At 64.4% G+C, this 20,165-nt stretch carries 18 protein-coding genes and 2 tRNA genes; 11 read left to right on the forward strand and 9 right to left on the reverse strand.

Translation table 11 applies throughout. The annotated features are described in order from the left end of the window. Nucleotides 1-36: 36 nt before the first annotated feature. From ACYVKR_RS23685 to ACYVKR_RS23705, 5 genes are all read left to right on the forward strand, one after another. The gene (locus tag ACYVKR_RS23685) at nucleotides 37-1,338 is read left to right on the forward strand and encodes a type II toxin-antitoxin system HipA family toxin (protein ID WP_460483440.1); all 1,302 of its coding nucleotides are present in this window, start codon (nucleotides 37-39) and stop codon (nucleotides 1,336-1,338) included. A 193-nt stretch (nucleotides 1,339-1,531) separates the two neighbouring features. Further along, complete coding sequence (locus tag ACYVKR_RS23690; protein ID WP_460483441.1) at nucleotides 1,532-2,194, forward strand: DUF2760 domain-containing protein; 663 nt, start codon at nucleotides 1,532-1,534, stop codon at nucleotides 2,192-2,194. A 2-nt stretch (nucleotides 2,195-2,196) separates the two neighbouring features. Continuing rightward, nucleotides 2,197-4,068 carry an Hsp70 family protein gene (locus tag ACYVKR_RS23695; protein WP_460483442.1) on the forward strand — a complete coding sequence of 624 codons (1,872 nt, stop codon included), beginning with the start codon at nucleotides 2,197-2,199 and terminating at the stop codon, nucleotides 4,066-4,068. A gap of 35 nt (nucleotides 4,069-4,103) precedes the next feature. Next, nucleotides 4,104-4,703 carry a hypothetical protein gene (locus ACYVKR_RS23700; protein WP_460483443.1) on the forward strand — a complete coding sequence of 200 codons (600 nt, stop codon included), beginning with the start codon at nucleotides 4,104-4,106 and terminating at the stop codon, nucleotides 4,701-4,703. Between the two features lie 12 nt (nucleotides 4,704-4,715). After that, complete coding sequence (locus tag ACYVKR_RS23705; protein WP_460483444.1) at nucleotides 4,716-7,562, forward strand: Hsp70 family protein; 2,847 nt, start codon at nucleotides 4,716-4,718, stop codon at nucleotides 7,560-7,562. Between the two features lie 56 nt (nucleotides 7,563-7,618). On the opposite strand, the gene ACYVKR_RS23710 is transcribed toward ACYVKR_RS23705, so the two are convergent. The 3 genes from ACYVKR_RS23710 to ACYVKR_RS23720 form a co-directional block, all read right to left on the reverse strand. Next, nucleotides 7,619-7,695: transfer RNA gene (locus ACYVKR_RS23710), tRNA-Arg, on the reverse strand. A gap of 78 nt (nucleotides 7,696-7,773) precedes the next feature. Beyond that, a complete protein-coding gene (locus ACYVKR_RS23715; protein WP_460483445.1) occupies nucleotides 7,774-8,748 on the reverse strand; it encodes a tripartite tricarboxylate transporter substrate binding protein in 975 nt (324 codons plus the stop codon). A gap of 38 nt (nucleotides 8,749-8,786) precedes the next feature. Further along, nucleotides 8,787-9,569 (reverse strand): class II aldolase/adducin family protein, encoded by a 783-nt coding sequence (locus ACYVKR_RS23720; RefSeq protein ID WP_460483446.1) that lies wholly within the window; start codon nucleotides 9,567-9,569, stop codon nucleotides 8,787-8,789. A 100-nt stretch (nucleotides 9,570-9,669) separates the two neighbouring features. Here ACYVKR_RS23720 and ACYVKR_RS23725 point away from each other — a divergent pair, with 100 nt between their 5' ends. After that, nucleotides 9,670-10,563 carry a LysR family transcriptional regulator gene (locus ACYVKR_RS23725; RefSeq protein WP_460483447.1) on the forward strand — a complete coding sequence of 298 codons (894 nt, stop codon included), beginning with the start codon at nucleotides 9,670-9,672 and terminating at the stop codon, nucleotides 10,561-10,563. A gap of 97 nt (nucleotides 10,564-10,660) precedes the next feature. On the opposite strand, the gene ACYVKR_RS23730 is transcribed toward ACYVKR_RS23725, so the two are convergent. The 3 genes from ACYVKR_RS23730 to ACYVKR_RS23740 form a co-directional block, all read right to left on the reverse strand. Further along, nucleotides 10,661-10,737 (reverse strand) — tRNA-Arg (locus ACYVKR_RS23730). Nucleotides 10,738-10,783: 46 nt separating this feature from the next. After that, nucleotides 10,784-11,692 (reverse strand): ZIP family metal transporter, encoded by a 909-nt coding sequence (locus ACYVKR_RS23735; RefSeq protein ID WP_460483448.1) that lies wholly within the window; start codon nucleotides 11,690-11,692, stop codon nucleotides 10,784-10,786. Between the two features lie 10 nt (nucleotides 11,693-11,702). Further along, entirely contained in the window at nucleotides 11,703-12,254 is a 552-nt protein-coding gene (locus tag ACYVKR_RS23740) for a DUF2325 domain-containing protein (protein WP_460483449.1), read from the reverse strand. A 271-nt stretch (nucleotides 12,255-12,525) separates the two neighbouring features. Here ACYVKR_RS23740 and ACYVKR_RS23745 point away from each other — a divergent pair, with 271 nt between their 5' ends. Continuing rightward, the gene (locus tag ACYVKR_RS23745; protein ID WP_460483450.1) at nucleotides 12,526-13,500 is read left to right on the forward strand and encodes a quinone oxidoreductase family protein; all 975 of its coding nucleotides are present in this window, start codon (nucleotides 12,526-12,528) and stop codon (nucleotides 13,498-13,500) included. A gap of 15 nt (nucleotides 13,501-13,515) precedes the next feature. Then, complete coding sequence (locus ACYVKR_RS23750) at nucleotides 13,516-14,484, forward strand: LysR family transcriptional regulator (protein WP_460483451.1); 969 nt, start codon at nucleotides 13,516-13,518, stop codon at nucleotides 14,482-14,484. Between the two features lie 9 nt (nucleotides 14,485-14,493). On the opposite strand, the gene ACYVKR_RS23755 is transcribed toward ACYVKR_RS23750, so the two are convergent. Together ACYVKR_RS23755 and ACYVKR_RS23760 are read right to left on the reverse strand one after the other, a co-directional pair. Next, entirely contained in the window at nucleotides 14,494-14,916 is a 423-nt protein-coding gene (locus ACYVKR_RS23755) for a DUF1801 domain-containing protein (protein ID WP_460483452.1), read from the reverse strand. Nucleotides 14,917-15,100: 184 nt separating this feature from the next. Beyond that, the gene (locus ACYVKR_RS23760; protein ID WP_460483453.1) at nucleotides 15,101-15,940 is read right to left on the reverse strand and encodes an alpha/beta fold hydrolase; all 840 of its coding nucleotides are present in this window, start codon (nucleotides 15,938-15,940) and stop codon (nucleotides 15,101-15,103) included. Between the two features lie 359 nt (nucleotides 15,941-16,299). Between ACYVKR_RS23760 and ACYVKR_RS23765 the strand changes: the two genes are divergently transcribed. The 3 genes from ACYVKR_RS23765 to ACYVKR_RS23775 all read left to right on the forward strand — a co-directional run bounded on the left by ACYVKR_RS23765 (nucleotide 16,300) and on the right by ACYVKR_RS23775 (nucleotide 19,103). After that, complete coding sequence (locus ACYVKR_RS23765; RefSeq protein WP_460483454.1) at nucleotides 16,300-16,596, forward strand: ElaB/YgaM/YqjD family protein; 297 nt, start codon at nucleotides 16,300-16,302, stop codon at nucleotides 16,594-16,596. Between the two features lie 434 nt (nucleotides 16,597-17,030). Further along, nucleotides 17,031-17,519: an MgtC/SapB family protein gene (locus ACYVKR_RS23770; protein ID WP_460483455.1), complete on the forward strand. Its 489-nt coding sequence runs from the start codon at nucleotides 17,031-17,033 to the stop codon at nucleotides 17,517-17,519. Between the two features lie 360 nt (nucleotides 17,520-17,879). Further along, complete coding sequence (locus tag ACYVKR_RS23775; RefSeq protein ID WP_460483456.1) at nucleotides 17,880-19,103, forward strand: tyrosine-type recombinase/integrase; 1,224 nt, start codon at nucleotides 17,880-17,882, stop codon at nucleotides 19,101-19,103. Nucleotides 19,104-19,196: 93 nt separating this feature from the next. On the opposite strand, the gene ACYVKR_RS23780 is transcribed toward ACYVKR_RS23775, so the two are convergent. After that, nucleotides 19,197-20,084, reverse strand: a complete 888-nt coding sequence (locus ACYVKR_RS23780) for a hypothetical protein (RefSeq protein WP_460483457.1) — start codon at nucleotides 20,082-20,084, stop codon at nucleotides 19,197-19,199. Between the last annotated feature and the right edge of the window lie 81 nt (nucleotides 20,085-20,165).

Here is a 20,165-nt window from a genome sequence, read left to right on the forward strand (position 1 = left end):
GCAAGCGCGAGCAGCTATGTTTTTTGAAATAACGCCATGAGCACCGCCATCCGTTACCTGCGCATGTACCTGCACTTGCCCGACCGCAGCCGGCGGGCGATCGGCTACCTGTCGCAGTACGGCGACATCCTGCGCGCCTCGTTCGACGACGGTTATGTGCAAGACCCGGCACGGCCGGCGCTGTCGCTGTCGCTGCGCGGCGGCGACGATGCCGCGACCCGCGCCATCCTGACGGCCGCGCGCGACCACCGGCTGGTGCGCACCGACGGGCACTGGCCCGCCTACTTCAGCAACCTGCTGCCCGAGGGCCACAACCGCGATAGGCTGGCGCGCGAGCGCCACTGCGCGCCCGACGACGAATTCGAGCTGCTGGCCGCGGCCGGCCACGACCTGATGGGCGCGCTCGAGGTCGAGCCCGTGCCGCGCGATGAGGGCATCCCCGACGTGGTGCGCCACTGGCACACGGCCATGGGGCTCGACGTGCTGGAGCCGGGCTTCGTCGAGTCGCCGGTGGAAGACGCCGCCTCGCTGCCCGGCGTGGTCACTAAGTTCTCGGCCGTGTACGACGGGCGGCGCTACGCCGTCAAGAAGCACGGGCAGGCGGGCTCGTACATCCTCAAGCTGCCCACCAGCCGGCACCCCGACCTGGTGGCCAACGAGATGACGGGCTACCGCCTGGCGCAGGCGCTGGGCCTCGACTGCGCGCAGGCCCGCATCATCGGCCGTGCCGAGGCCGAGCTGCCCGAGGCCGTGCCCTTCGAGCAGATCCTCGCGGTGCGGCGCTTCGACCGCGGCCCGGACGGCCTGCGCGTGCACATGGAGGAATTCATCCAGGTGCTGGGCTACCCGCCGGGCCGCAAGTACGGCACCGACCTGACGGCCGACTACGGCAACATGCTGCGCGTGCTCAACGCGCTGTCGGCCAGGCGCGTGGCCGACGTGCGCGAATTCATCCACCGGCTGGTGGCCTTCATCCTGATGGGCAATACCGATGCGCACCTGAAGAACTGGGCGCTCTCCTATCCCGACGCGCACCAGCCCGTGCTGGCCCCGCTGTACGACCCGGTGTGCGTGAGCGCGCTGCTCGATGAGGTGCCGCCCACCGACTACGGCATCAACCGCGCCATCGACCAGAAGCTGCGCGCCTTCGGCTGGGCCGATCTCGAGGCGCTGCTGGCCCGCGCCGGGCTGCCGCGCATCCCCAACCACCTGCGCATGGCGAAGAAGCTGGTGCAGCAGGCCCAGGCCGACTGGCCCGCGCTGCTGCAGGACGCGCCGCCCACCGTGCAGCGCGTGGTGGCAGAGCGGCTGGCGGGCGGGGTGGCGCTGGCCAGATAAATGCCAAAAACGGCTGCAGCGCTTGCTGGATAAGCGCGAGCAGCTATCAAATCAGTAGACGCTGAACGAAGCCTGGGGAATCCGGCAAATCGTTAAAATTTCGGCCCTGTAGCCGGCGGCCCCACGCCGGCCCTTCCGCGCCCGTGCCCTGCCATGTCCAGGGATGCGGCGCCCGCCTCTGAATACCCCAGCCATGCCATCCCAACCCCCATCCTTTCTCAGCCGCATCGCCATTGCGATCGGCAGCTTCTTCGCCATCCTTGGCAACAGCCGCCTGGCCGGTGACGTGAGCCGCCTGCGCGGCGGCGAAGCCCTGGCCGCCGATGTCGAGCCCCGCGAAGTGCGCGTCGAAGTCCCCGTCGAGAAGATCGTCGAAGTCCGCGTGGAAGTGCCCGTGGAAAAGATCGTCGAGAAGACCGTGGAAAAGCGCGTCGAGGTGCCGGTCGAGAAACTGGTCGAGAAGACCATTGAAGTCCCCACCGACACCGCCGCCCTGCAACTGCTGGGCCTGCTGCAGCGCGAGGCGCGCTTCGTCGACTTCATCCAGGAAGAGGTCGCGCCCTATACCGATGCCGAGATCGGCGCCGCCGCCCGCGTGGTGCACGAGGGCTGCCGCAAGGTGCTGCGCGAGCATTTCGCCATCCAGCCCGTGCGCAGCGAAGCCGAGGGCTCGCGCGTCACGCTGCAGGCCGGCTTTGACGCCGCCGCCGTGCGCCTGACCGGCAACGTGGTGGGCCAGGCGCCGTTCACCGGCACCCTGGGCCATCGCGGCTGGCAGGTGACGGAAGTGAAGCTGCCGCAGCTCACCGACACCCAGGCAGCAAAGGTCATCGCGCAAGCCGAGGTGGAGCTGTGAACATGGACCACAACGCAAAGTACAGCATAGGGATAGACCTGGGCACCACGCACTGCGCGCTGTCCTGGGTGGACCGGAGCGCCAGCGACGGCGAGAAGGTGGTGCAGGGCGTGCTGGACATTCCCCAGCTCACCGGCCCGGCCAGTGTGGAGGCTAAACCTCTGCTGCCGTCCTTCCTGTACCTGCCACACGAGAGCGAACTCACGGCCGCCGACATGGCTTTGCCCTGGAGTTCTCAGCAATTGGGACAGCAGGACTTCGTCGTCGGCGAGATGGCGCGCACGCGCGGCGCGGCCACGCCGATACGCCTGGTGTCCAGCGCCAAGAGCTGGCTGTGCCACCCCGGCGTGGACCGCCGCTCGCCGCTGCTGCCGGCCGACGCCCCGCCCGAGGTGCAACGTGTCTCGCCGCTGACGGCTTCCATCCGCTACCTCTCGCACCTGCGCTGGGCTTGGGAGCAGGCCCATCCCGAGGCGCCGTTCGACGCCCAGGACATCACCGTCACCATTCCCGCCTCGTTCGACCCCGCTGCGCGCGAGCTCACGGCCGAGGCCTGCAAGGCCGCGGGCTTCCACAACCTCACGCTGCTGGAGGAACCCCAGGCCGCGCTGTACAGCTGGATCCAGGCCGGCGGCGGCGACTGGCGCAAGCAGGTCAAGAACGGCGACATCATCCTCGTCGTGGACGTGGGCGGCGGCACCACCGACCTGTCGCTGATCGCCGTGCTTGAGCGCGACGGCAACCTTGAGCTGCAGCGCGTGGCCGTGGGCGAGCACATCCTGCTCGGCGGCGACAACATGGACCTGGCCCTGGCCTATGGCGTGGCGCGCAAGCTCGCGCAGGAAGGCCGGCAGCTCGACGCCTGGCAGACCCGCGCGCTGGCCCACGGCTGCCGCGCGGCCAAGGAGCAGCTGCTGTCCGACGACAGCCTGCAGGCCGTGCCCGTGGTGGTGCCCAGCCGCGGCAGCAAGCTCATCGGCGGCAGCATCCGCACCGAAGTCACGCGCGCCGAAGTGCTGGCCATGCTGGTCGAAGGTTTCTTCCCCCAGGCCGCCGTCAGCGACAAGCCCCAGACCCGCGCGCGCGGCGCGCTCACGCAGCTGGGCCTGCCCTATGCGCAGGACGCGGCCGTCACGCGCCACCTGGCGGCCTTTTTGTCGCGCCAGGCCGGCGCCACCGAGCAGATTGACGGCCTGCAGGGCACGCAGCCCGCGGATGCCTCTTTCCTGCACCCCACGGCCATTTTGTTCAACGGCGGCGTGCTCAAGGCCGCGCAGATCGAGCAGCGCATCCTCGACGTCGTCAACGGCTGGCTGGCCGCCGAGGGCGCGCAGGCCGCGCGCCTGCTGGATGGCGCCAACCTCGACCTGGCCGTGGCGCGCGGCGCCGCCTACTACGGCCATGTACGCCAGGGCCGCGGCGTGCGCATCCGCGGCGGCACGGCGCAAAGCTATTACGTGGGCGTGGAATCCAACATGCCCGCCATTCCCGGCATGGAGCCGCCGATCTCGGCCCTGTGCCTGGCGCCCTTCGGCATGGAAGAGGGCACGGAAGTGGCGCTGGACGCACAGGAATTCGGCCTGGTCGTGGGCGAACCCGTGCGCCTGCGCTTCTTCGGCTCCAGCGTGCGCCGCAGCGACGCCGTGGGCACCATGCTGGACTTCTGGGGCCCCGAGGAGCTGGTGGAGCTGCAGGAGATCGAAGCCCATCTGCCCGCCGAGGGCCGCGCCAGCGGCGAGGTCGTGCCCGTCACCCTGCATGCGCGCGTGACCGACATCGGCACGCTGGAACTCAATGCGGTGCCCGTGGGCGGCAGCGAGCGCTGGAAGGTGGAGTTCGACGTGCGCGCCGAGACGATGGCCGAAGCCGTGTGAATGTGGTTGATGAGAAGCTAGAACAAAGGAGCGGCATGAAGACGAATGATGTGTTGAAGCGACTGGTCTATTTGGACAAAGGATTCATCGCTAACTTCTATGAAGCTTCATTCGACGTTTCTCCTTCAACAACAATTACTACCAATCAAGGGAAAAAAGCTGGCGCGGGAATTTTCAATTTCTCGGCAGAGGTCAGTGCACAAGAGACACGAAGCTTTTCCATATCAACTTTGGAGATGTTGTTCAAGTCTCTTCCTAAGCTGAGTTGCGAAGAGCTGCTGCAGACTGCTGGCTACTCTCGAAATCAGTTATCGAAATATGGATGGATTTCTGGATCCCTCTCTACACTGCATGTAGATCGAACGGTCGGCCACACTAAGACTGCCTCGTCGGATCATTTCGTTTTACGTATGGGTGACGGGCAGCATCTAGATTTCATTACGACGCTAGAGTACTTCTCCTCTGGCTTTGACTCATTGCTGAAGCTGTATGACACGCTATTGGATAGGTTTGCTATTCCTGTGGTGGCGTATGTTCGACTGCTCCCCGCGAACGATCACAAGGGTAACTGGATTGCTGTGCCGTTCTTAGTGCTTGAGGGTGAGAGCAAAGACGCTTTCAATCACATCGGCTGAGCGTCCGGAGAAATGATGTCGTATTTCGTAGGCATCGATTTAGGCACCAGCCACACCGTGGTGGCCAGCGTGCCCCTGGGGGCCGCGGCGGCGGATATTGTGCTGCTCGATATTCCCCAGCGCAGCACGGCCGGCGAAGTCGTGGCCCAGCCGCTGCTGCCTTCGGTGCGCTACCAGGCCGCGCCCGGCGAGCTGGGCGATGCCTGGCGCCAGCCCTGGCCGGCGCAGGATGCAGATGAGCAGGCGCCCGCCGTCATAGGCCGCTGGGCGCGCGACCTGGGCACGGCCGTGCCGGGGCGGCTGGTGGCCAGCGCCAAGAGCTGGCTGTCGCACACCGGCGTGGACCGCACGGCGCCCATACTGCCCTGGGGGGCTGGTGAGGACGTGGCCAAGGTGTCGCCGCTGGCGGCGTCGAGCTCGTACCTCGCCCATGTCCGCGCCGCGTGGGACCGGGCCCATCCCGAGGCCCCGCTGCATGCCCAGACCGTGGTGCTGACCGTGCCCGCCTCGTTCGACGAAGGCGCGCGCGCGCTGACGCTGGAGGCCGCCAGGCTCGCCGGCCTGCCCGGCGTGCATCTGCTCGAAGAGCCCAAGGCCGCCTTCCACGACTGGCTGGTGCTGCAGGGCGAGCAGCTCGCGCAGCAGCTGGCCGACAGCCGGCTGGTGCTGGTCGTGGACGTGGGCGGCGGCACCACCGACCTGACGCTGATCCGCGTGCAGGCCCCGCTCGATGGCGGTCTGCCCGTGCTCACGCGCACGGCCGTCGGCGAGCACCTGATGCTGGGCGGCGACAACATGGACCTGGCGCTGGCGCACCAATTAGAGGCGCAGTTTGCAGGCCAGGGCCAACGCCTGCCGGCGCCACGGTTTGCCCAACTGGTGCAGCGCTGCCGCATCGCCAAGGAGCAATTGCTGGCCGCGGATGCGCCCGACAGCGTGGCCGTCACCCTGTTGGGCGGAGGCAGCCGCCTGCTGGCCCAAACCCGCAGCGCCACGCTGACGCGCGAGCAGGTGCGGCAATGGGTGGTGGAAGGCTTTCTGCCGCCCGCGCAGATCGGCGATGTGCCGGCCCGGCGCCAGGGCGCGCTGCGCGGTTTTGGCCTGCCGTACCCGGCCGACGCGGCCATTTCGCGGCATCTGGCGCAGTTCCTGTCGCAGCACGCGGAAGGTGATCTGCCCGACAGCGTGCTGCTCAACGGCGGCGTATTCCATGCGCATGCGGTGGTGCAGCGGCTGACCGAGCAGCTCTCGGCCTGGCGCGGCAGCCCCGTGCGCGTGCTGCACAACCCGCACCCCGACTGGGCCGTGGCGCGCGGCGCGGTGGCCTATGGGCTGGCGCGCTTCCAGCCGGTTTCCGAGGAAAAAACGGCTCCAGGCCAGGCGGGGAAATCGCAGACAGCTATCAAAACCGATAAGCCTGTGGGCCTGCCGCAGATCGGCGGCGGCTCGGCGCGCAGCTACTGGCTGCTGCTGCCTGCCAAGGCCGGTGGCCGGCCGCAGGGTATCTGCCTGCTGCCGCGCGGCACGGAAGAGGGCGTGCGCATCGTGCTCTCGGGCCGGCGCTTTGCGCTGAAGCTGGGCCAGGCCGTGCGCTTCAACCTGCTGGCCAGCAGCCGCGGCAACCAGCCTGCGCAGGCCGGGCAGATCGCCCACGTCGGCGGCGAAGGCTGGGTGGAGTTGCCGCCGCTGTCCGCCGTGCTGCCCGCGCCCGAAGGCCGTGACAAAGCCCAGGTCGAGGTGCAGCTGCAGGCCAGCATGACCGAGGTGGGCACGTTGGAAGTGCGCTGCGTGGCCACCGAAAAGCCCGGGGATGCCGCTCCATCCTGGCTGCTGCCGTTTGCCGTGCGCGGTGCCGTGGCTGCTTCTGATTCGATAGCTGCTGGCGCTCAATCAGAAAAGACTTCAGATGAAAAACCATCTGAAATGCAGGATGGTAAAGCGCAAGCAGCTATTGATTTGATAGAGCGCATCTTTGGCCAGCAGGCCCAGGCGGTGGACGTGAAGGAAGTGCGCCAGCTGCGCCAGTCGTTGGAAAAAGTGCTGGGCCCGCGCGAAGCCTGGGGCGTCAGCATGCTGCGTGTGCTGTTCGACGCCTTGCTGGCCCGCGCCAAACGTCGCCGCCGCACGGTGGAGCACGAGCGCGTCTGGCTCAATCTTGCGGGCTGGTGCCTGCGCCCCGGCGTGGGCGCGGAGCTCGATGCCTGGCGCATGGAGCAGGTTTGGGCGCTGTACGCCCAGGGGCTGGGCCACGGCAAAGAGGCCGGCAACTGGACCGAATGGTGGGTGTTCTGGCGCCGCGTGGCGGCGGGGCTCAACGAAGAGCAGCAGATGGAACTGCTCGAGGACGTCGCCGGCCATATGCAGAAGGCGGTGCAGAAAAACAGCAAAGGCCATGGGAGCTACGACGACATGCTGCGCTTGTTCGCGGCCATGGAGGCCGTGCCGTGGCAGTACCGGCAGGAGATGGGCCGGTGGATGCTGCAGCGCCTGAAGCGCGAGGGCGAAAGCGTGCAGACCTGGTGGGCGATAGGCCGCCTGGCCGCGCGCCAGCCGCTGGCCGCGAATGCACACCTGGTCATGCCGCCCGAGGCCGCGCAGGAGTTTCTGGACGCCACGCTGGCCCAGGACTGGCGCAAGAACGAGACCGCCATGTTCGCCGCCGTGCAGATGGCCCGCATGACGGGCGACCGCGCGCGTGACCTTGCCGACGAGGTGCGCGAGCGCGTGGTGCAGCAGCTGCGGCAGGCCCAGGCGCCGGCGCGCTGGCTGCAGATGGTGCAGGAAGTGGCCGTGCTGGGCGAGGCTGACGCGCGCCGCAACTTCGGCGACGCCCTGCCGCCGGGCTTGCAGTTGCTATAGAGCCAGCAAGCGGACAAAGAAAAAGCCCCGATGCGATGCATCGGGGCTTTTCGGTTTGGTGCGGCTGGCAGGAATCGAACCCACGACCCCTTGGTTCGTAGCCAAGTACTCTATCCAGCTGAGCTACAGCCGCGAAGCTCGCATTCTACCTCAAAAAAACTTGCTCCTGAAAACCGGCGCCGGATCGCGAAAAGCCTGGTGCGGTGGCCGCTCAGTCGATCCGCACCTGGGCCGTCTTGACGATCTGCCCCCACTTGGTGATTTCCGACTGCATGTACTGGCGCGAGTCGCCGGGCGAGCGCCAGTCGGCGGTGAAGCCTTGCGCCGCGAACTTGTCCTTCACCTCCTGCGAGGCCAGGATCTGCTGCAGCGCATGGTTCAGCTGGTCCACGATGGCGGCGGGCGTCTTTGCCGGCACCACGATGCTGTTCCAGGCGATGGCCTCGAAGCCCGGGTAGCCTTGTTCCGCCACGGTAGGAATCTGGGGCAGCAGGGGCGAGCGCTGCAGGCTGGTGATGGCCAGCGCCTTCAGCTTGCCGCCGGTCACAAAGGGCATGGCGGAGAGCATGGTGTCGAACATGTAGGCGGTCTGGCCGCTCATGGTGTCCGTCAGGCCAGGGCCGCTGCCGCGGTAGGGCACATGCACCGACTGGATGCCCGCGCGCTGGTTGAGCATCTCTCCGGCCAGGTGCGTGGAGGCACCGTTGCCGGAAGAAGCAAAGGACAGCGCGCCGGGCTTTTCCTTGGCGCGAGCGACGAGATCCCGCAGGCTTTTGATCGGCGAATCTGCCTGGGTGACCAGGAGCATGGGGCCGCTGGTCAGCGTCGTCACCGGCGTGAAGTCGCGCATCAGGTCGTAGCCCAGCTTGGGGAACAGGCTGGCGTTGATGGCATGGCCGGCGGTGGCCAGCAGCAGGGTATAGCCGTCTGCGGGCGCACGCGCCGCCGCTTCCGCCCCGATGTTGGCGCCGCCCCCCGGCCGGTTCTCGACGATCACGGCAACCTTTTCCAACTGCCCCAGCTTCTCGCCGACGACGCGCGCCACGATGTCGGTGGGACCGCCGGGCGCGTAGGGCACGATGAGCTTGATGGGCTGCGCAGGGTAGCCCGCCGCAAGGGCGCCCAGGGGCAGGCACAGCGCGGCGGCCTGTGCGAGGGTGGTCAGTAAATGGCGGCGTGCAATCATGCCTGTCTCCTGGAAGTTGGTGTGTTGTTCGTGGGCTGTCAGTGCTGGTAGCCGGGGTCTTCCCGGTCGAGCAGGCGCCTCAGGGCCTGCCACTCCAGCGCGGCAAACTTCTGGCTGTTGGGCCCGCTGGGCGCGTACCTTTGCGCCATGCGGCTGGCCAGCCCATCGCTGGGCAGCGTGAGTTCGCGCCCCATGGCCAGGGCGTCCACCTGCACCTTGCAGGCCGTCTCCAGCCAGTACATGAGATTGAAGGCTTCGGCGATGCTCGGGCCGCAGGCCACCAGGCCGTGGTTGCGCAGGATGATGGCGTTGTGCGTGCCCAGGTCGCGGGCCAGCCGCTCGCGTTCGGTGATGTCGGCCGTGGGCACTTCGTAGTCGTGGTAGCCGATGGCGCCATAGAAGCGCATGGCGGTCTGCGTGAGGGGCAGCAGGCCGTCCTTCATCGTGGAGACGGCCATGCCCGCCCGGGTATGCGTATGCATCACGCAGTGCAGGTCGGGCCGGGCCTGGTGGACCGCGCTGTGGATGACGAAGCCCGCCTGGTTCACCGCGAACGGCGTGTCGGGCTTGTCGACGACGTTGCCGTCGTAGTCCAGCGTGTAGAAGCACGACGCGGTCATTTCCGAATACAGCATGCCGAATGGGTTGATGAGGAAGTGCCCGTCCTGCCCCGGCACCTTGGCGGTGATGTGGTTGTAGATCAGGTCGCTCATGCCCAGGCGTGCTACCAGGCGGTAGCAGGCGGCCAGGTCGACACGAACTTGCCATTCTGCGGCGGAGACACGCTGCTGGACGGCGCTGTCGGAGGTGGTGGCTGGCATGTGTTTCGGTCCCTGGCAGTTGCAATAGCCGCGATCCTAGGGAGGCCATGCCGTCACGTCTAATACTGTTGGTATTGAAATTGATACTTGGGATGTATTGATGGAGTTGCGACAACTGCGCCAGTTCGTGGCGGTGGCCGAGCACCTGAACTTTCGCCGGGCGGCGGAAGTCCTGCACATGGCGCAGCCCCCGCTGTCCGTGGCCATCCGCAATCTGGAGGCCGAGCTGGGTGCGGTGCTGTTCGCCCGCCGCGGCAGGGGCATCGAGTTGACCGAGGCCGGGCATGCGGCCTACGCGGCGGCGAAGCATTGTTTGTTCAGCGCGCAGGACGTGTTTGCCGCCGTCAACACGGTGGAGGCTGGGGAGCGCGGGCACTTGCGATTGGCCTTTGTGGGGTCTGCAACCTATTCGGCGCTCCCCACGCTGCTGCCTGCATTCCGCAAACGCTACCCCGCCATCCAGCTGACGCTGAGCGAGGCCACGAATCTGCAGGCCCTCAAATTGCTGGATGCGCGCGAGATCGACATGGCCTTGGTGCGCTATCCCACCACGCACCTGAGCACGCTGGCCTACGAGATGTTCGAGCGGGATCGGTTTGTCGCGGCCATTCCGGCAGGCCATGTGCTGGCCCGAAAGCGTCAGGTCACCCTGGCGCAGCTGGCGGCGCACCCTTTCATCGACTACGCGGCGAACCAGGTTCCCGGCCTGCACGCGCTCGTGGCCTTTGCCTTCCAGCAGGCGGGTCTGAGCCCCCTGGTGGTGCAGAAGGCCATCCAGGTGCAGACGGTCATCAGTCTGGTGCAAAGCAATATGGGAGTGGCACTGGTGCCGTCGATCGTGGGCAAGCAGGCGCCCCGGCACGTGGTCTTGCGCCCCGTGGCGGATTTCCCCGCTGGCCCGGAGATGGGAGTGGCCATGGCGTTCCTGGCCCAGCATGCGCCCGCCACGGTGGCCCGCATGCGCGAAGTGGCCGCGCATTTTGTGCAGGCGTGAGGCTGGAGATCACCTCCTGCCTGGTCGGCGCTGCAAAACAGAAGGATCGGAGAAAACGAAAAAGCCTCAGAGTATTCCTACTCTGAGGCTTCACGTTTGGTGCGGCTGGCAGGAATCGAACCCACGACCCCTTGGTTCGTAGCCAAGTACTCTATCCAGCTGAGCTACAGCCGCTAAGCTGCGCATTGTAGCACGCATATCGGCCCCTCACGGAAAATGCTCAACCCAGTGCCGTGTCGAGCACCATCATCAGCACGAAGCCGAGCATCAATCCGGCGGTGGCAAAGGCTTCGTGCCCCTTGCGGTGCGACTCGGGGATGATCTCGTGGCTGATCACGAACAGCATGGCCCCGGCGGCAAAGCCCAGGCCCCAGGGCAGCAGCACGGCCGAGTGCCCCACGACCGAGGCGCCGATCACCGCGCCCAGGGGCTCGACCAGGCCCGAGGCCATGCCCAGCGCGACCGAGAAGACCCGCCCATAGCCGGCGGCGAGCAGCGCTGCGGCGACGATGAACCCTTCGGGCACGTCCTGGATGGCAATGCCGATGGCCAGCGCGCTGGCGCGCACGCCTTCGTTGCCGGCATAGCCCACGCCGATCGCCAGGCCTTCGGGCAGGTTGTGCAGGGTGATGGCGATGACGAACAGCCACGCGCGGCGCAACTGCTGCGCCGCGGCGCCTTCGCGCCCCTTGATGAAGTGCTCGTGCGGCAGCAACCGGTCCATGGCGAGCAGGGCCAGGCTGCCCACCAGGATCGCCGAGCCGACCACGCCGCCCGCCGCCCAGGCGCTGCCGCCCCACAGGTTCGCCGAGCGTGCCGCGGCCAGGCCCGGGATCACCAGCGAGAAGGCGCTGGCGGCGAGCATGACGCCGGCGCCAAAGCCGAACAGCGTGTCCTGCACCCGCTCGGAGGGGCGCTGGGCCAGCAGCACCGGCAGGGTGCCCAGCGCGGTGGCGAGCGCCGCCGCCGAGCCGCCCAGCAGCGCATTCCTGGCGGCGGGGTTGTTTTGGAGTCCGTCCCAGACCAGCGCGCACAGGGCCAGAACGCCGAGGGCGGAGATGCCCAACCCGATACGGGTCTGGAGCCGCAGCGGATGCGGGGTCGATGTCAATGCAGGGGATTCATGCATGGGCACTCCTTCATTCCTGGTGGTCCCAGCCTGGGCTGACGAGGGCGGGGCGGCAAGGGGCGGGGCTGCGGGCCGCGCCCGGCGCGGAAGGCACGAGCTGCTCGGCGCGGCCGGACGGGTGGACGCGCACGATGCGCAGGGCCTCAGGCTGTTCGACGAGGACGCAGGGCTTGCCGGTGCGCTTGCAGTGGTCTTCCACGCGCCAGTAGGCGCCATGGGCTATGCAGCCGGTCTGGCAGATCACGAGGTCGGCGGTGCGCAGGCTGCTCTCCAGCAGCTCCAGGTCCGCAGGGGGCTCTTCGTGGCCGGCGATGGCGGTGGCATCGGCAGTGGCGCCGACGGGCAGGAGGGCGGGCCAGAGGGCTTCGCGCCCCCAGGCCCAGGCACTGTCGCGCATGATGACCTGCGCGCGCAACTGGATCACCTGCGCCTGCAGGCGCTCGATCTCCAATACCTGCTGCCGCACCTGCTCGCTGCAGCGCGACTGGACCGCGCCATAGAGATGCAGCAGTGCCAGGTGCTCCTGCGTCAACTGGTCGATATCGTCCTGGGTCTGTGGCACGGTGGTCTGCCCCTTGAAGGTCTGGTGCGCGGCAGTGCCGCATGGGTCATGGCGATGGGCGGGCACCCGAAAGGGGGCAGGTCCATGGGTGAATATTAAATGAGAATCATTATCATTTCAAGTGTAAGAAGAATCTCGCCAGGCCTCCGTCTTTCCTGGTGCGTACGGGTTGATTGATGCATGCCATGCTTTTATGTTCTGCATGTGGATTGATTGATGCCTTTGGTGCGGCTGTCTACGATCCATTCTTCATTTTTTGAAGGAGTTGGACATGGTCGTCGCCGTTCGGATTCACGCAACAGGTGGTCCCGAGGTACTGCGCATCGAGGAGTCGATGGCGCAATCGCCGGGGCCAAGCGAGGTCTGGCTGGAGCAGACGGCGATAGGCGTCAATCCGCTCGACATCAACCAGCGCAAAGGTGCCGTGCCCATGGCGCTGCCGTCTAGCCTGGGCCTGGAGGGGGCGGGCGTGGTGGCAGCCGTCGGCGAAGGGGTGCAGAACGTGAGAGTCGGGGACTGCGTCGGCTATGCCACTGGGCCTCTGGGCGCCTATGCCAGCGCGCGGCGGTTCCCTGCCGAGCGGCTGGTCAAGCTGCCGGATGGGTTGAGCGATGACCATGCCGCAGCCGTTTTGTTCAAGGGCATCACGGCCCAATATCTGCTCAAGACCACGGGGCAGATCCAGCCTGGTGCGCGCGTGCTGATCTATGGCGCAGCAGGCGCGCTGGGCCAGCTCATGTGCGCCTGGGCCTCGCATCTGGGCGCCCAGGTGCTGGGCGTCGTATCCAGACAGGCCAGCGTGGAGCGTGCGAGGGCCGCGGGCTGCGACGAGGTGTTTGTCTTCGATGCCGGGACGCTGGCCGCACAGGTGGCTGAGGCGACGGCAGGCCTCAAGGTAGACGTGGTGTACGACCCCATAGGCCGCGACACCTTCGCCGCGTCGCTGGACTGCCTCAGGCCCCGGGGGCTGCTGGTGTCCTTTGGTGCCACGTCCGGGCTGCCTGCGCCGGTGGAGGTGGGAACGCTCAATGCCAAGGGCTCGCTGTTCCTGACCCGTCCTTCGCTGGCCGCGCACACGGCCACGGCGGAGGAATACCAGGGCCGTGCGGCCGATGTGCTGGATGCCGTGTCTAGCGGGGTACTCACGCCCCGCATCTGGAGAAGCTATGCTCTGGCCGATGTGGCAGCGGCCCATGCGGACCTGGAGCAAGGGCGTTCGCAGGGGGCCATCATCCTCAAGCCCTGAACCTGGAAACCCACGATGGAGATGCTCGACAGCCAGCATGCGGATGAACTGGCAACCCTGCTGGCCCTGGCCGACAAAGGTTCGTTTGCCGCCGCCGCCCGGGCGATGGAGCGCCATCCCACGGTGCTGTCCAAACGGCTCCAGGCATTGGAACGGCGGCTGGGCGTCCGGCTGGTCGAGCGCACCACCCGCCAGCTGCACCTGACCCAGGAGGGGCAGTTGCTGGCCGACAAGGTCAGGCAGGCCACCAGCCTGATACGGGATGCGGAAAAAGAAGCTGGTCAGGGGGCGAGCGAGGTGCGCGGCCGCTTGCGCCTGTCCATGCCGGCGACGATGGGGCGGCGCTGGATCAGCCCCATGCTGGCCGAATTCGCCCTGGCTTACCCCCAGGTCTCGCTGGAGGTGGAGTACAGCGAGCGCATCGTGGATGTGGTGGGCGAGCGCTTCGATGCCGCCATCCGCATCGGCAACCTCCCGGACAGCAGGCTGGTGGCGAGCCGGCTCTGCGACCAGCGCCGCATTCTCTGCGCCGCCGAGAGCTATCTGGCGCGGTGCGGAAGCCCGCAGGAGCCTGCAGAACTGGCGCATCACAATTGCCTGGGCTATACGGGCCTGCTTTCCTTTCCTGAGTGGACGCTGGTGCGGCAGGCAGGACAAGCCAGTGCGGAGGCCCGGCAGTCCGTGCGGGTCAGTGGCTCGATGATCAGCAATGACAACGAGGCCCTGCTCCATGCCGCGCTGAAGGGTGTCGGCATCGTCTGCGGAAGTGACTGGCACCTGATGCCTTTCGTGGCCACTGGGGAGTTGGTGCGGGTGCTTTCGCAATGGACGCTGGGAGAGGGCGGCGGCATCTACCTGGTCCGGCCCTCGGGGCAGTACAGCACCGCGGCGATGGCGGCGTTCAGGCAATGGGTGACGGTGGGGTTTGCCGCAGCGCCTTGGCAAGGCTCAGGCGCTCCACCTTCCCCGGCCCGGCCTCGCTGACCGCTGCGGTCAGAACAAGGGCTCTCCTGGCAATTCCGACGACTGCTTGATCCAGCCGGTGAGCAGCTGCCCGTCGAGCCGCTCATGCTCGTGGATATGGAAGTACCGCACGCTTGCGTGCTTGGATGCGACGGGAGGAAGTGGGCGCAAGGACGCGCCGAGCAGGAGCGTGACCTTCACATATTTCGCAAAACAGTGGTAGCTCAGGAACCAGCCCCGGCCTTCGACGCCATAGAAAGGGGAATTCCAGCGCACGGCCTTGCATACACCGGGCACGGTTTGCTCGATCAGGGTGTCGAGATGGCGGCCGACCTCACGCTTCCAGCCCGGCATGGCCGCAATATAGGCCTGCACCGGCGCATCGCCGTCGCCCTTGGCGATCTGAGGATTGTCGCCTGAGAGGAGAACAGGCGGCTCGGATGCCGTGGTCATGGTCTTCTCCTTCGCTGAAGATTATCCGGGCACTCATGGAAAGGAAAAGTATCGATCAGCCGCCTTGGCTGTGCTCAAGAGTTGGATGGCCGGTGGATTTGCCGCGTCTCCCTGATCCGAAACCAGAAGGTGTTGATGCGATACCTGGCCTTGCGCTTCCTGCCCGCCAGCCTTGGCCTCCTGGTCAATGGGTCTTCAGGAATGCCGTCAGCGCCTGGTTGAATTCATCGGCATGGGACAGGTTGCAGCCATGCGGGCCGTTCTTGATGACATGGAGCTTGCTGCCCTTGATGGCCTGATGCGTTCTGGCGCCGCTGACCTCCAGCGGAACAATCTGGTCGCTGTCGCCATGGAGCACGAGCGTGGGGACGTCGATTTTCTCGAGATCCGCGCGGAAGTCCGTTCTTGAAAATGCCCCAATGCAGTCGTGCGTGCCCTTGGCAGACGCAAACGCCGCAATCATCCTTGCATATCCGCGCTGCGCTTCGCTGACCAAGAGCTTGCCTGATGCATCCGAGAAGAATTTCTGCGTGAACTCATCCAGAAAGGCCAGCCGGTCGGACAGCACCGCAGCTTCCTTGGCCCGAATGTCCTTGTCGGTCACCGCGCCTTCCGGATTCGATGCGGACTTGAACAAGTAGGGTGGGACCGCCGCAGCAAAGACTGCCGACCGGATCCGTTCGGAGCCATGCAGCCCGATATACCGGGCAACCTCCCCGCCGCCCATGGAGAAGCCGACCAGGGAGGTATCCTTGAGCGCCAGTTCGGTGAGCAGCGCATGGAGGTCCTGTGCAAACGTATCGTAGTCATAGCCTGACCATGGCTGGGATGATGAGCCGAAACCCCGGCGGTCATAGGTGATGACACGAAAGCCGGCATCGACCAGATGCGAAACTTGCGGCTCCCAGGTTCGCCCGCTCAATGGCCATCCATGGATGAGAACAACAGGGTGGCCGTTGCCAAAGTCCTGGTAGTGCAGTTGTACGGAACTCGTGTCTGGCGATGGAATAGCAAGATATGGCATGGGTTCTCCTTTCGTGGTGCCCATCCAGTCTGGGGTGCATCCAAAGAATGCGGTGTAGGCCATCCCAGGTGCCCTGTTTGCTTGTGTCAGATAGCGAGTCATTTGGTGACCTGGCTTGCCTGCGCCTCGCTGCCGATGCCGTCCAGATACCTGGACACCTGGTGGCTTGCCGGTCGTGTATACCCTGCCACCGCGAAATGATGGCCTATCCAGGCCTGGACGTTCCGCCGACCAGATGGAAGCCTCCGCGTGGAAGCTTGTAGTCACATCTCAGCGCTGCGCTGCTGGGGTTGGCCTACACCACGCACGGCCCTGGCTGCGTACGCTGAACCCATGCAAGATTTCCAAAGGGTTCAACGATGAGATTCCGCAAAACGACTACTACCGACGTGCTGAGTGATCTGGACCAATTGCTGGGGGACGTGCGAGCCCTGCTGTCCTCCAAGGTGAAAGAAGTCGATCCCGCACTGAGCCAATTGGGTCACCGGCTTGAGCAGAGCGTGGACAGGATCCGAACAAGCTCTTCCAAGGCCGCGGAACAATCCAGGGCGCTGGCCCAGGACGCCGACGACTACGTGCACACATCGCCTTGGCCGGTCGTTGGCGGAGCGCTTGCCGTTGGTGTTGTGCTTGGCCTCATGTTTAGCAAGCGCTGAATGCAATCTCCCGCTGCAGGGGAAGAGCCCGCGCTGATGGAAGCGCGGCGAGGCATGGCGCTCGCGCCAACGGCCTTCTGATGGGAGCACCATTGGTCACGCAAGCCATTTGCACATCATGCGCATCGTTAGGGGCCGGCAGTCGGGATGGGCAAAACATACGGAGGAGTCTTATGTGGTGGCGGCGCATACTGATGGTGTTCATGGCGGCGCTTGTCCTGTTCCTGCTCGTGAGCCTGGTCCCCTGGTGAAAGCGGCCTGGCCGAAGCAGGCAAGGTGGGATCGTCGTCAGCGATCTTGATGGCACGGGTCCGTAGGTGGCATGCGATGCCGCAGACCAACGCTGGCGGCAAATCTGAAGATCACTGGCGTTGACGACCGCTGCAATCTGGCCCGCTCGGATGGCTTTTCCCCTTGACCTGGAGGCGCATGCTATGTCACGTGAAGTGATGGAAGTCCTGTCTTCGGAGTTTGCCGATCTGCCCGATGCAGCGGAGATCGTCCGTTTGCTGATCCGGCTGCTGCTGGCGGCGTTGCTGGGCGGTGTACTGGGCTACGAGCGGGAGCAGCAGGGCAAGGCAGCTGGGCTGCGCACCCATATGCTGGTGGCCATGGGGGCGGCACTTTTCGTACTGGTGCCGGAGCGGGCCGGCGTTTCAGCTGCCGACATGAGCAGGGTCGTTCAGGGCGTGGTGACCGGCGTTGGCTTCTTAGGGGCCGGCGCGATCATCAAGCGGCGCTCGGAGGAAGAGGTGCAGGGGCTCACTACGGCTGCGGGAATATGGATGACGGCCGCCTTGGGTGTCGCATGTGGGCTGGGGCATGCGGCTATTGCAATATTGGGCACTTTGCTTGCCTTGGCCATCCTGGCATTGCTGCCGCATGCTGCGCCCGCAAGCATTCACGACTCGGACGGCAAGTAGTGATCAGCGTATCTCTGCAACGGATCACGGCGGCGTTGCCGGGCGGGCAATCAGCCATGGCTTCAGATTGCGTCGCCGTGGTCCTATTCGGTCTCAGGTTTGAGGCTCGAAGGTGTCTGCGTCACCTATCGCGTGGCACAAAGAGAAAAAGCCTGTTGAAGATCAACAGGCCTTTTACATTTGGCGGAGAGGGCGTCCGCCATAAAGTGGTTCAATGATGTTCTTTTTAATTCAATATATCATTGATTTTAAATGGTAATTTATCTTGCGTTTGTTCGGGATGGTTCGCCCAAGATCGCCCACTTCCGATGCTTTATGTGGGCATAATGTGGGACAGGAAAACATGGCGGAGACCTCCCTATGCCCAAGATCGCGAAGCAGCTTTCAGACCGTGCCGTAGCCGCCCTCAAGGCTGAGGGACGGTATGCCGTGGGTGGTGTCGCCGGACTGCATCTTCGCATCTCTGCCGGCCACCGCGGCTGGGTCCTTCGCGTCCAGGTGGGCGACAAACGCAAGGACATCGGCCTGGGGCCCTATCCCACCATCAGCCTGGCTGAAGCACGGGAGCGGGCCTGGAAGCTCCACGAAAGCATCCGCGAAGGCCATGACCCGGTCGCCCCGCGCAAGCAGCAGCGCCAGGTCCTGCTGGCCCAGGCTGCCACCGACAAGACCTTCCGCTGGTGCACCGAGGAATTCCTCAAGGCCAAATCCTCCGAGTGGAAGAATGCCAAGCACCGCCAGCAGTGGGAGAACACCCTCGAGACCTACGCCATGCCCCACCTCGGGCACCTGACGGTCTCCCTCATCGACCTGCCCCATATCCTGGCCTGCCTCGAGCCCATCTGGAGCAGCAAGAACGAAACCGCCAGCCGCCTGCGGGGCCGCATTGAATCCGTCCTGGACTGGGCCACCGTGCGCAAGTACCGCAAGGGCGAGAACCCGGCCCGCTGGAAAGGCCACCTCGACAAAGTCCTGGCAGCCCCTGCCAAGATCCAGAAAGTGGAACACCACCCCGCCATACCAATCGACGGCATGCCCGCATTCATGCAGGACCTGCACACCCGAGCAGGCATTGCGGCAAGAGCCCTGGAATTCCTGATCCTCACCGCTACCCGCTCCGGAGAAGTGCGAGGCGCCCTCTGGTCCGAAGTAGATCTCGACAAAGCCATCTGGACCATACCGGCCGAACGCATGAAGGCTGGCACCGAGCACCGGGTACCGCTGTCAGAGCAAGCCCTCAAGCTACTCAAGAACGCCCCCCGCATTGCCGGCAGCGAGCTGATCTTCCCGGGCACCAAAGGACAGCCCCTGTCCGACATGACCATGACGGCCGTCATGCGTCGCATGAAGGTCACCGCCGTTCCCCATGGCTTTCGCTCCACCTTCCGGGATTGGGCGGGAGAAAAGACCAACTTCCCCCGGGAACTGGCCGAGCAGGCCCTGGCGCACACCTTGGAAAGCAAGGTGGAGGCGGCCTACCGGCGCGGCGATGCGCTGGAGAAGCGCAGGGAGATGATGCAGGAGTGGGCTAGATTTATCGAGCCCCTCCGCACCGCTGAAGTGCTGATCCCGCCTCTTGCATAGTTGCGGTGCGCCATCCACAACACTGGGCTATCCCAAAGCAGAGCACATCCGTCAGCGCCGGCAATAAAAGGAGTGCACCGCCAAAGACGCTACCTATAGCCTTAATTTCAGCAATTCTTGCAGAAACTCTTCATTTTCCTGTTTGAATATTACATCCAGTAACCCTGATCTGCTCAAGTCATTTTTTTTGGCAATCTTTAGCATATATTGATATGTTTGAGGGTATATGGAGAAATTTCGCTGCTCCTTTCGGCTTTTCTCTCTTGAAAGCCTGTTCTGGTACAGGGACTTGATATTCTCCAGAATGGAATTTTTCTCTTTGTCGTTGCGAAAATCATAATAAAGAAAAACCTCTATGTCTTCCCATGATTTTATGTATCCCCCAGAAGATTTAATCAAGTACTCAAGGGGACTCCAGATGTTTGAGCGGTAGCCATTTTTGAAGAAACAATCATTGGCAGCCTTTATCTTGCCCCGCCAATCATCGCCATCAAACCATCTGGCCTTCTCATTCCAGTTATCTGACCTGATAAGATCAAGGTGTAATTGATTGAACTTTTTCTCAAGTCCCGTAATGAAGCCCTCTGTTACGTCACAGGCATAACACAACAAGTGTCGTACAGGATATGGCAGTGCGAAAGCTTTTCTAATATAATTGTTATTAAATAGGCTTATTTCCAGCAGCTTCCGAGCAAGCAATTTGGTGCCATATTTACAAAGTGGTTCAAATGCATTTTCAGGAACTTGAGCTTTACGAGCTATCACTTCTAGTTGATTTATGATGAGATTTTCAGCAGGATGATCGTTGGCTCTCATTTGACGTACTTGGCTGGCAACAGCAGCTTTTAGTCCCCGCATCTTTGCCCTGGAAATGTCATATGGTAGGCCAAGATGTATAACCATTGATCGTAACGCTCTCTCATTGATATCTACATTGTAGAAGAGTATGCCCATCTCTTCTTCAATATCTGCGGAATGCATTTTTATCATGATATTAGTACTTTAAAAAATCAAGATAGGATCAAGCGTTGTGTTCTGCATTGTAAGGTACCCTATGAGCGT

The organism is Comamonas humi, assembly GCF_054782535.1.

Bases quoted from the DNA above. Each gene is read 5' to 3' on its own strand.
- ACYVKR_RS23685 (WP_460483440.1), top strand. From the start codon at position 37: ATGAGCACCGCCATCCGTTACCTGCGCATGTACCTGCACTTGCCCGAC.
- ACYVKR_RS23690 (WP_460483441.1), top strand. From the start codon at position 1,532: ATGCCATCCCAACCCCCATCCTTTCTCAGCCGCATCGCCATTGCGATC.
- ACYVKR_RS23695 (WP_460483442.1), top strand. From the start codon at position 2,197: ATGGACCACAACGCAAAGTACAGCATAGGGATAGACCTGGGCACCACG.
- ACYVKR_RS23700 (WP_460483443.1), top strand. From the start codon at position 4,104: ATGAAGACGAATGATGTGTTGAAGCGACTGGTCTATTTGGACAAAGGA.
- ACYVKR_RS23705 (WP_460483444.1), top strand. From the start codon at position 4,716: ATGATGTCGTATTTCGTAGGCATCGATTTAGGCACCAGCCACACCGTG.
- ACYVKR_RS23715 (WP_460483445.1), bottom strand. From the start codon at position 8,748: ATGATTGCACGCCGCCATTTACTGACCACCCTCGCACAGGCCGCCGCG.
- ACYVKR_RS23720 (WP_460483446.1), bottom strand. From the start codon at position 9,569: ATGCCAGCCACCACCTCCGACAGCGCCGTCCAGCAGCGTGTCTCCGCC.
- ACYVKR_RS23725 (WP_460483447.1), top strand. From the start codon at position 9,670: ATGGAGTTGCGACAACTGCGCCAGTTCGTGGCGGTGGCCGAGCACCTG.
- ACYVKR_RS23735 (WP_460483448.1), bottom strand. From the start codon at position 11,692: ATGCATGAATCCCCTGCATTGACATCGACCCCGCATCCGCTGCGGCTC.
- ACYVKR_RS23745 (WP_460483450.1), top strand. From the start codon at position 12,526: ATGGTCGTCGCCGTTCGGATTCACGCAACAGGTGGTCCCGAGGTACTG.
- ACYVKR_RS23750 (WP_460483451.1), top strand. From the start codon at position 13,516: ATGGAGATGCTCGACAGCCAGCATGCGGATGAACTGGCAACCCTGCTG.
- ACYVKR_RS23755 (WP_460483452.1), bottom strand. From the start codon at position 14,916: ATGACCACGGCATCCGAGCCGCCTGTTCTCCTCTCAGGCGACAATCCT.
- ACYVKR_RS23760 (WP_460483453.1), bottom strand. From the start codon at position 15,940: ATGCCATATCTTGCTATTCCATCGCCAGACACGAGTTCCGTACAACTG.
- ACYVKR_RS23765 (WP_460483454.1), top strand. From the start codon at position 16,300: ATGAGATTCCGCAAAACGACTACTACCGACGTGCTGAGTGATCTGGAC.
- ACYVKR_RS23770 (WP_460483455.1), top strand. From the start codon at position 17,031: ATGTCACGTGAAGTGATGGAAGTCCTGTCTTCGGAGTTTGCCGATCTG.
- ACYVKR_RS23775 (WP_460483456.1), top strand. From the start codon at position 17,880: ATGCCCAAGATCGCGAAGCAGCTTTCAGACCGTGCCGTAGCCGCCCTC.
- ACYVKR_RS23780 (WP_460483457.1), bottom strand. From the start codon at position 20,084: ATGCATTCCGCAGATATTGAAGAAGAGATGGGCATACTCTTCTACAAT.